Here is a 10,676-nt window from a genome sequence, read left to right on the forward strand (position 1 = left end):
AAATATCCATAGATATTACACGATGTCCTTTCTTTGCATGGCGCATGCAATGTTTTATATTTTTTTCATAAAAATATAAGTAAAAACTTTACAAATTTATTATAGCATGTATAATGGAAAATATAAAGTAAAGTATATACTTAACAAAAAATCGAAAGAAAATCATAGTATATATTACATGATTTTCTTTTGAAAGCAAAGGAGGAAAAAGGCTATGAAGAAACTTTTTGAGAAACACTTCGAACGGACATGGTTGATTATTTTTCTGATTATGTTTGTATTAATTACGATCCCGATTCCCGTTTTTCTACAGCGAGACGTATACTCCCGCATTTGGTGGTGTTCCACTCTATATATTCGGATGGATTGTTCACACTGCCATTACATTTGTGCTGATCACCGTTTATTATCGCATGTGTATGAAGAGAAAAGAATATCACACTTATGATGAGGAGGACAAATAAATGAATGGAGCAGCAGTAATTCAGCCAGCACCGATTCCTTTCTATACAGTTCTGGTACTTTATCTTGGAATTATGGCATTTATTGGTTGGTACGCAGGACGTAAGACGAATAATATTGGCGATTTCTTTGTATTGAGTGGAAAGGCTGGCGTGGTAGTAAGTGGTATTGCATATTTCTCAACCCAGTTTTCCATGGGAACATTTCTTGATAGACAGGGAACCATTTACGGTGTAGGCTATGCAGGAATGGCTATTTCTGTACCTGGAGCTGTGTTCTGTATGATTCTTCCGGCTCTTCTGATTGGTCGCAAGCTGATTACCCTTGGTCATAAATATGGTTTTCTGACCATGGCTGATTACTTGACAGATCGTTATCACTCCAAGAATATGAGCGGTGTTTTGGGCGTGATGATGCTCTTCTTCCTGGTTCCGATGATGGGTGCACAGATTATCGGAGCAGGCGTTATTGTACATGTATTTACCGGACTGCCTGAATGGGTAGGCGTTGTGGGAATGGGTATCATTGTCATTCTCTACTGTATGACTGGTGGTATGAAAGGTGCCATGATGACAGACGTTATCCAGGGGTCTCTGATGATTGCTACTGGCAGTGGTTACTTTTATTGTATCCATAGTAATGGGTGGAGGTTTCTCCAATATTAACCATACACTTCAGAGCATGAATGAGGCTTATTTGACTTTCCCGGGTGCCAATGGTTATATGCCTTGGACTTATTATATATCCAACATTGTACTGTGGTCCTTCTTTACCATGGGACAGCCACATCTGTTTACCAAATTCTTTGCCATGAAGGATCATAAGACTATGTTTAAAGCAATTCTTCTTGGTACTGCAGGTATGTTTTTCTCTGCGACTCTGATTGAGTGGGCCGGTGTAAATGGTATCGCTTCTATTCAGAATATCGAGAAGGCAGATCAGATTATTCCAATGATTCTGGCAGAGGGGAATGAATCCATTCCTGGCTTCTATTTTCATCGCAGGTATCGTGGCAGCAGGTATGTCCACTATCGATGGTATTCTGGTCACCACCACCGGTGCTGTTACCCGTGATATTTATCAGAAGATTATCAATAAGAATGCTACAGATGAGGCTGTTATGAGCCTGTCTAAGGTAGTGACTGTAATTATCGGTATCGTTGTAATTTGCTTTGGTGTATTCCAGCCAGGCAGTATTTTTGAGATTAACCTGTTTGCATTCTCAGGAATGGCAATTTTTGTAGTGCCGATTCTGTTTGGAATTTACTGGAAGAAAGCAACAGCGAAGGGAGCAATCGCATCGGTTATAGTAGGTATTATTTCACTGTTGCTCTTTACACTGAATCCGTCTGTCAAGGCGTTGGCTATGGGATTCCATGCACTGTTCCCAACTACGATCATTGCTTCTATTGTAATGATTGTAGTAAGTAAATTTACAGAAACTCCGCCGCAGGAGACTATTGATCGTCATTTTACAGTATAAAAGTTAGGAGGCGTATTTAAAATGTATCTTGCAAAAATGACTACAGCACAAGCAAAAGAGGCTTTTGAGAAGGATCCGATTATTGTGATTCCGGTGGGAAGCACCGAGCAGCACGGAACACAGGGTGCGTTGGGAACGGACTTTATGGTACCGTCCTATCTGGCGGATCATGTGGAGGATGTAGATAACGTAATCGTAGCACCTACTGTTCCATACGGTGTATGTCCTTATCACTTAAGCTTTGAGGGAAGTATTAATATTGGTTATGAGGGACTGTATATGGTTCTGCATGGCATTATGGACTCTTTGATGCAGCATGGCGCAAAACGTTTTGTAGTTCTGAATGGCCATGGCGGCAATACTCCATCCATTGATCGGGCGGCTCTGGAGGTATATCACAAAGGGGGCGTATGTGCAAGTGTAGACTGGTGGAGTCTGGTGGCTCAACTTGACAAGAAATTTGATGGCGGCCATGGTGATGTTCTGGAGACCTCAGCTATGATGGCAATTGCTCCGGAATCAGTACATCTGGAGCTCAGCAAGCCTATCAATGCGCAGGATCCTTCTGAGAATATGAAAGCGGCTTATATCCAGGCAGTTAATTTCAAGGGTGGTATCGTACGTCTTGTGAGAGATACCAAAGAAATTGCTCCAAGCGGCTGGTTTGGACCTTTTGATCCGAAAGATTCTTCCGCAGAACTTGGACAGGAGGCCCTTGATTTGGCAGTATCCTATATCCGTGATTTTCTGGAAGAAATGAAGCAGATAGAACTGTCTTCCTGATATATATCTGAAGGGATGGGGGTGTCGTAAAATCATCAAATTAGATGATTGAGCGATGCCCTCGCTTTATATGTGTAAAAAACCGGAAAGAATCTTTTGAACTGTTAGATCTTTCTGGTTTTTTACGTACTTTAAGCAGTTAGTCTATGAAAAATAGGTTAGCTGCTTTTTTTTCGCCTCAAAAACAGTTATTTTTGAATCAGTTATAATTATTTTATAAAATTCATCATATTACCGCTGGATAGTTCTATGCCAAATTGCACATTATAACATACAGAACAGGAGGAATGCTTATGACATTGGAACAGGTTGTACTGACAATGATTAATGACAAAATGCTTGATAATGGACAGATTTCCGAAAAACTGCACAGCAGTATCCAGAAAGACATTATAACCTTGAGTACATTCAATACAGCAGTCGCGAAGAATGGAGAACAGATGGACAGTTCAGATGAATATTGCCAGCGAATCAGTTGATTGGAAAGGAATAAGATGGATATTTATGCAACACGTGAGGAACTGAAATCCCGGCAGAAAAATATATTTGATCTGAAACTGAATGTGGCGTATTATGCCCGAGTCAGTACGGATAAGGAGGAACAGAAAACCTCTATTGAGCATCAGTGGACTTTTTTTGAACAACTGATTTCAGACGTAAAGAATTGGACGCTTGTGGATGGTTATATAGACGAAGGAATCTCCGGTATTACCGTAACCCACAGAGAGGAATTCCAGAGAATGCTCCAGGATGCAAAAGCCGGGAAAATTGATCTTATCATAACTAAAGAGATTACCCGTTTTGCCCGAAACGTATTAGACAGTATACGATATACAAGAGAGCTTCTGGACTGTGGAACTGCTGTCTGGTTTAGGAATGACAATATCAATACATTAGATGAGGATTCGGAACTCAGGCTGTCAATTATGTCCGGTATTGCACAGGAAGAAAGCAGAAAACTTTCAAGTCGTGTGCGTTTCGGTCATGCAAGATCCATACAGAACGGTGTGGTTCTTGGTAATTCACATATATATGGATGGGACAAGCGAAACGGAAAATTGTTTTTGAATCCCGAAGAGGCAAAAATGGTACAGCTTATTTTTGAAAAATATGCTCTGGGAAACTGGTCTACCCATTCACTGGAACAATTTTTATGGGAATGTGGATACAGAAATTATAAAGGGGGAAAGATTGACAGCCATGTGATTGCCAATATTATCCGAAATCCTAAATATAAGGGTTACTATGTTGGTGGAAAAGTAAAAATAGTTGATCTCTTTACTAAGAAACAGAAATTCCTGCCTGAAGATGAATGGGTGATGTATAAAGACGATGGTACCCATGTCCCTGCAATTGTGGATGAAAAACTGTGGGAAGATGCAAACAGGATTATGGAAGAAAGAAGTAAAAATATCAAGTTGAAAAAAACTTCCTATAAGCAGGACAACCTTTTTACCGGACTTATACATTGTGCGGAAGATAAAGCTGCATACTGGCTGAAAGTCAGAACTGTCCGCGGAAAAGCTGCAAAGACCTGGGTATGCAGTCATCGCATAAAACAGGGCGCAGTTTCGCTGCAGATCAAAACCGGTAAAAGAAGAAATCCTGCTGGAGATGATATCGGATGTTTATAACAATCTGGCTCAAAGCAATAAAAGTATATTGCATAAGTATCTGGAACTTTATGAGAAAGAGATTAACAAAACAGAAGGAACTGAAGAAAAAATTGACAACATACAGCATGAAATAACAGTACTGGAACAGAAGAGAGATAAGCTGCTGGATTACAATATGGGCGGCTACATTTCTGATGCGGAATTTTTAAGCAGAAACAAGGTTTTTACACAGCAGATAGCAGAGAAAAAAGCGAATCTGGAACAATTGAAAAGCATGAAACCTCTTTCAAAAACAGAATTGACAGATCAGATGGACAGGATATTAGACTATGCAAAGGAATATTCCTGCGTAAAACCCAAAGATATCACCAGGGCCATGATTGAAAACACAATCAATAATATAGAAATAACTCCGGTTAATGAAAAGAAAGCAGAAGTGATGATCGTATTTAAAAGTGGAAGTCTGCACAGCCCTGAATCTGTTATTCCGGCACTGGGACAGGAAAAAACTTATACTACGGAGACAGGGTATGAATATGTTGTACATTCAGGAATTTCTATGTAGATATTGCATTCACATATGGAATTCTTTTGCGAAGGTTACGAAAAGTAAGAAGTAGTGAATATTTCAGTTTGAAATAATATATAAAACAGGTGTAAGACATGGCAAATACGAAAAAAAGATGGACAGCCGATGAAATCGAAATATTAAGAAAGTACTATCCCGCAGAAGGAGATCAGGTCTGTGAAAGATTATCCGGAAGAACTGCAAAAAGCTGCAGGATCCAGGCATCAAAAATGGAAATATCCAAAAACATTTCCTCTTCAGCAACTGTACAGAATGATGTTAAATATGTCAGATTATGGACAGAGGCAGAGGATAAAATACTCAGAGAGTATTATGCTGCGGAGGGCAGTAAGGTACGTTATCGCTTAAATCAGAGATCAGCAGAATCCTGCAGAGGAAGAGCTGCTGCATTAGGACTTACTTATTCCGGGGCAAACAGAAAATGGAGCAGCAGCGAAGATGAAATTCTGAGAAATTATTATCCGACAGAAGGTGCTGAAGTTCAGAAAAGACTGGAGGGAAGATCCAAAGAGGCATGTAATAAAAGAGCTGCCAAATTAGGTCTTTGCATACAGGGAAGAAAAGAATGGACTGCAGAAGAAGATGAAATTATAAGAACATATTACAAAGCGGAAGGCAGGAAGGCAGCAGAACGATTGGAAGGGAGAACTCTGACTGCCTGTCAGTCCAGAGCTAAGTACTTAAATGTCAGATCAGACAATAACAGACTTCCATGGACACAGGAAGAGGATGCGATCATTTCCCGATATTATGAAGAAAAAGGTGCCGGATATGTGCATACTCTTATTCCTGAAAGATCTCTTCAGGCATGCAAATACAGAGCGATGATTCTGGGATTAAGCAGGAAAACCAATGATCCATGGACAAAAGCCGAAGAGAAGATACTGAAGAAATACTACCCGGTTGAGGGCAGCAATGTTTATAAACGTCTGAATAACCGTACCAGAAATGCTTGCATCAGCAAGGCGGCCCAATTACATCTGCAATATGGACTTCCTATGTATAAAGGACCTGTATTGGATGAATGGATCATACTGGCAGTGAAACAGGGAATCACAAAAGTAAGACAATCTATGACATACAGTGAGATAACCTTTAAACCCGGAAAACTCCCTGAACTGCATCTGAGACTGGAATGTGATGAAACCGGAAAATTCAGGGTTTATGAGAAGTCTGTTCTTTTGGATGAAAAAGAATATGACAGGCAACGGGTTGAGAATCTCGCGGATACAATGGGGCTTCAGATAGAAGGAAACAAAATTACTTTAAACAGCAGCGAAAAAGAGATAGAAGATGATATTTTCAGACTGATAGCAGGATGTTACCTGATTTATTACCTGCATTATTTTATGGAATTGCCATAATTGCTCTATTCTGTCTTATCTTGCTGTGAAATGATAAAAATTTGTCAACAGGATACTGCTTGATTTATGAGATACTTTCTCAACAGATGCAGAATAATTCTCTTGCATTTTCACGCAGGTTAGAATATACTAACCAACAGAGTTAACCAAAGCAAACTATTGCGTGATTTGATCATTTAAACTTCCACTGAAGAACTGAGATGAATCGGAGGATTTTATCCGCTTCATCTGAAATGAGATGATACACAGATAGCTTCAAGTCAGGGACGAAATATCTTTTGCCCCTGATATCATATTACAGGAGGATAAAGAAACAGATGAAGAAAAGAATGGCAATTCTGATGTCTATGGCAATTGCGGCAAACATGATTGCTTCTGTACCGGTATGTGCAGCAGACATATTTACAGATTCAATGACTACGGATTCAGCGATCACACAGGAGGCAGATGATGATTCCTTTAGTGATGGATTGGGAACACCGGATTTTGCGGATGAGCAGGAGAATGTACAGGCGGCTCAGGATGAGGGTACACAAAGTGCGAAAGAACCGCCGGAGGTGATAGCAGAATATGAAAGTGGTTCTTTTGCGAATGTTTGTAAACTAAAAACTTCTCTTAACTCAAGGTATGTTGAGCAAATTACAGGAATATCTATTAATGGAACAGAGTGGAATGAAGTAACTTATTCGTGGGATCTTACAGGAACAACATATATTAAAAAAGACTCAGACGGTTATGTTGGACTATCTCCAGATAGACTTGAAGTGGGTAATGAGATTGTAATCACCAGTACCGGATACAAGGATCTTACTTTAAAGGTAACAGGAACCGGAAAACACTGGAACGTTGAAAAAGTAACTTCACAGTCTGAACCTGAACAGACCAAAGATGCGCCAACATTTGCGGGAGATCAAGTGGAAATTTCAGGTACAGACTACAAGATCATTAAACCAGCTGATGAAAATAATGTTTCTGATTATATCAGTAAAATCAAAGAAATATCTGTAGATGGGACAGTATGGGATAAAACAGATTATGCAATAGCATTATATGGCAGAAAAGCATATTGTCCAGACAGCAGTAATAATCGTGTTGTATTTGATTCAACTGTACTTCATACTGGAAATGTCATTACAATAAAAAGTGATGGATATAAAGAACTTTATCTTAAGGTAACTGCAGAAGGAAATGACTTCAAAGTTGTTACAGCTGATTCTGGTGAAACTAATATTAACGGTGCATCTAACGGAGTGAACACTCTTCATGTCAGATTAAAAGGATACTTCGAAAGCGCTGTTACAGGGCAGCAGAAATACGATGCAGTTTCAGGGGCATCCACTTCTGTTTCATCCAACAAAAACAGTAATGTAGTTGTGGAAGCAGCTGACTTCCGGATGGGCAGGAACCTGTTGAAGCTGACTGGAAGGAGTTAAAAGAAACAGGTGTAAAAATTGACACAAAGAATACAAAGGTAAACATTGACAGTGAAAGTGGGATGGCAGGGATGTATTCCACATATGACAGTTCTCTGTCTCTCAGCGGAACTCCTGCTAAAATCGGTACATATCCTGTCAATGTTACAGTAACTGATGAATCAGGGCGTACAGTAACAAGTAATGAGCTTACTTTCAAGGTTTACAGTACTAAGGAAAAACTGGCAGATCATCTGAAGCTTGAAAATGCAACCAAGACTGCAGATGGAAAATACATGTATGATATGGATCCATGGGTAATTCCTGATTTTAATGATACAGATGATATTGTAACAGTCCCGGCAGAGATTAAAGCCTGGTATGGCTCTCACACCAGCGGTACATATGGAGAACTGGGATATGCTGTTTCAGAGGGAGAAGCTACAACCCAGACATTGATCATACCGGCTGGATGTGATCTTACAATGGTCAATATGAAGGTTCTCAGCAGTGTGAAGATAAAAGTAGAAAATGGCGGAACATTGAATCTGAGAGATTCTTCCATATATGGACAGATTGAAGTAGAAAATGGTGGAACAATATCTGTCAATCACGATGATTATAGCGGAAAATTCCTGACAGGTACTTCCATTAATGGACAGCCTGATTCTGAATGATGGAGCGACCATAAGGAATTCCATGATCTACTCTCAACACTAATTTCCTTCCCAATGGAACACAGGCACGTCACAATACATCACCTGTTGTTGTGATAAGCGGAAATGTAAAGGTAGAAGGAAAAGTATATATCAAAGGTGATGAAGCTGCCACAGGAACAGATCCTGCCACAGGAAAAAGCTACAGCGGACAGCCAGCCTTGAAAGTCAGCAGCGGAACACTTACTATTGGCGAGGGCAGCCAGCTTGCAGCATACGGCGGAGGAAACATAGCAACTACTTCAGTTGGCGGTGCAGCGGTGATTCTTGACAACGGAACGATTTCCGGAGCAGGAACGTTGATTGCTGTTGCAGGACGAGGAGATGGTGATAACGGTGGCAATGCAGTTGAGGGCACCGGAAATGTAGAAATAGCAAAAGCATATCTGGAGGGAGGTTCTACTTCCGTTATGAACAAAAATGCGGAACCAGGTAAAGCATATACTGAATCTGTCACTATATCTCATTCTACAAAAGGAACAGCGGTAAATGGTAAAAAAATAACTTCCAACAGTGAATCTGCTCCGGATACATATTGGAGTGACATTACAGAAACACCGGATAATAAAATTCAGAACTGTACTATATCAGATACCACAATCATACAGACAGTAAATCCAACACCATCAGTAAATCCAACACCGTCAGTAAATCCAACACCGTCGGTAAACCCGTCACCGTCGGTAAATCCGTCACCGTCGGTAAATCCATCACCATCGGTGAATCCAACAGTAACGCCGGTACCAACTGTCGCTCCGATACCGGATACTTACCCGGAGGGAACTGAGAAAGATAAAAATGGAAATCTTGTTACACCGGAAGGAATCGTGATCAGCTCAGACGGAACTGTAACACTTCCGGATGGCACGGAGCTGACACCTGATGCAGATGGTAAAAAGCCAACTGTAAATAAGGATGAAACTGTAACCGATACCAAAGGAAATACCTACAGTACAGACGGAAGTATCACAGATTCAGACGGAAATTATACCAGACCTGCAAAAGCAGTTATAAAGAATGTATCTGTTTCCAAAAACTCCGTAAAAATGGTGCTGAATGAAGAGTGTAAGGGTGCTCTGAAATATGATTATGTGATCGGTACCTCTGAGGATATGCTCAAAACAGGACAGTATACAAAGGTCCTGAAAAATCAGGAAGAACTGAAGTCTGCGTTTGCATATATGGATAAGGGAACCTGGTATGTGGCGTGCCACGCATGGTTTAAAGGTGAAGATGGCAAAAAAGTATTTGGACAGTGGTCTGAAATCCATCAAGTAGATGTAAGTACCATTACGCCACAGACACCTGTGATCAGTAAAGTAACTGTGAAAGGTTCCACAGTGACAGTAAAATATACGAAGAGCAAAAACTCTCAGGGATATGATGTGGTTCTCAGTGACACCCTTACCAGAACTAACGGACAGAAACGCCCTGCTGTTTCAGGAGAGAATTATTACGTAAAGAAGATAAAAGGAAATACAGTAACTGTTACATTTAAGAATGTTAAATCAGGCACTTATTATATTGGTTTACATGCATGGAACCGTACTTCTGAGGATAATTCAAAAACATTCAGCGAATGGTCAAATGTCAGAAAAGTTAAAATGAAATAAAAAATTGTGAATAATGGTTGAGTAAATCAGAGGGGATACCGGCAATGCATATTATACATTGCAGTATCCCCTCTGATTTGTCAGGAATGTTGCAGAGATTTCGCTTTTAAGAAAAAAGATACCAGTTTTACTAACAGTTTATGTGGAAAACTGGAAAGAACCATACGGAATAAAAAGTGTGTATTGGAACCGTTACTGTTCAGGGGTTCACTGGACAGTAACTTTCCATGTTTATAGATTCGATTTTATTATAGGCGGTATGAAAGAGGGTATGTTGGAAATGGCGAATGGGCATTTTTTCCGCGGGATTAGAAAAATAAACAGCAGGTCCTCACCCACTGCTTATTGCTTTTCGCAATCTCCACAGGGGAGTTACTTGATTCGGTTAAAATATATGTAAATTTTCCACCAAAATATTATTGACGTAAGAAAAACCACATGGTATTTTATTTTTGGAAAAAATGAACATTATTTTAAAGGCAAACCTGTTGAAAGGCAGGGACGCAAAGCCAGAAGGGACTAAAGTCAGAAAGTTTGACCATGTCAGCCGGTTGCCACTGTTTCCATATCATCATAATATATGGAAAAGATATTTGAACAGAAGAGATTCCGATACCTTTTATACTATATAGATGTGT

At 39.9% G+C, this 10,676-nt stretch carries 11 protein-coding genes and 1 riboswitch; all 11 genes read left to right on the plus strand.

Features of this window, described 5'->3' with window-relative positions:
- Positions 1 to 464 precede the first annotated feature (464 nt).
- The 11 genes from AC075L_RS20580 to AC075L_RS20630 all read left to right on the plus strand — a co-directional run bounded on the left by AC075L_RS20580 (position 465) and on the right by AC075L_RS20630 (position 10,038).
- Positions 465 to 1,127 (plus strand): sodium:solute symporter family transporter, encoded by a 663-nt coding sequence (locus AC075L_RS20580; protein ID WP_476388107.1) that lies wholly within the window; start codon positions 465 to 467, stop codon positions 1,125 to 1,127.
- Positions 1,102 to 1,536, plus strand: a complete 435-nt coding sequence (locus AC075L_RS20585; RefSeq protein WP_476388114.1) for a hypothetical protein — start codon at positions 1,102 to 1,104, stop codon at positions 1,534 to 1,536. Before AC075L_RS20580 ends, AC075L_RS20585 begins: the two co-directional genes overlap by 26 nt.
- A complete protein-coding gene (locus AC075L_RS20590; protein ID WP_476388108.1) occupies positions 1,433 to 1,945 on the plus strand; it encodes a sodium:solute symporter family transporter in 513 nt (170 codons plus the stop codon). The genes AC075L_RS20585 and AC075L_RS20590 overlap by 104 nt, the downstream gene beginning before the upstream one ends.
- A gap of 21 nt (positions 1,946 to 1,966) precedes the next feature.
- Entirely contained in the window at positions 1,967 to 2,728 is a 762-nt protein-coding gene (locus AC075L_RS20595) for a creatininase family protein (RefSeq protein WP_008704256.1), read from the plus strand.
- 293 nt (positions 2,729 to 3,021) lie between these two features.
- Positions 3,022 to 3,207 (plus strand): hypothetical protein, encoded by a 186-nt coding sequence (locus tag AC075L_RS20600; protein WP_020993868.1) that lies wholly within the window; start codon positions 3,022 to 3,024, stop codon positions 3,205 to 3,207.
- A 15-nt stretch (positions 3,208 to 3,222) separates the two neighbouring features.
- Entirely contained in the window at positions 3,223 to 4,362 is a 1,140-nt protein-coding gene (locus tag AC075L_RS20605; RefSeq protein WP_476388109.1) for a recombinase family protein, read from the plus strand.
- Entirely contained in the window at positions 4,343 to 4,909 is a 567-nt protein-coding gene (locus AC075L_RS20610) for a hypothetical protein (RefSeq protein WP_476388110.1), read from the plus strand. The genes AC075L_RS20605 and AC075L_RS20610 overlap by 20 nt, the downstream gene beginning before the upstream one ends.
- A gap of 98 nt (positions 4,910 to 5,007) precedes the next feature.
- Positions 5,008 to 6,297, plus strand: a complete 1,290-nt coding sequence (locus AC075L_RS20615; RefSeq protein ID WP_008704252.1) for an SANT/Myb-like DNA-binding domain-containing protein — start codon at positions 5,008 to 5,010, stop codon at positions 6,295 to 6,297.
- Positions 6,298 to 6,614: 317 nt separating this feature from the next.
- Entirely contained in the window at positions 6,615 to 7,730 is a 1,116-nt protein-coding gene (locus AC075L_RS20620; RefSeq protein ID WP_476388111.1) for a hemoblobin-interacting domain-containing protein, read from the plus strand.
- 71 nt (positions 7,731 to 7,801) lie between these two features.
- The gene (locus AC075L_RS20625; RefSeq protein WP_476388112.1) at positions 7,802 to 8,386 is read left to right on the plus strand and encodes a hypothetical protein; all 585 of its coding nucleotides are present in this window, start codon (positions 7,802 to 7,804) and stop codon (positions 8,384 to 8,386) included.
- 92 nt (positions 8,387 to 8,478) lie between these two features.
- Positions 8,479 to 10,038 carry a hypothetical protein gene (locus AC075L_RS20630; protein WP_476388113.1) on the plus strand — a complete coding sequence of 520 codons (1,560 nt, stop codon included), beginning with the start codon at positions 8,479 to 8,481 and terminating at the stop codon, positions 10,036 to 10,038.
- A 468-nt stretch (positions 10,039 to 10,506) separates the two neighbouring features.
- A riboswitch (cyclic di-GMP riboswitch) is annotated at positions 10,507 to 10,597 on the plus strand.
- The last annotated feature ends 79 nt before the right edge of the window (positions 10,598 to 10,676 follow it).

Source organism: Blautia sp. ZXY-1-B12 (assembly GCF_056339915.1).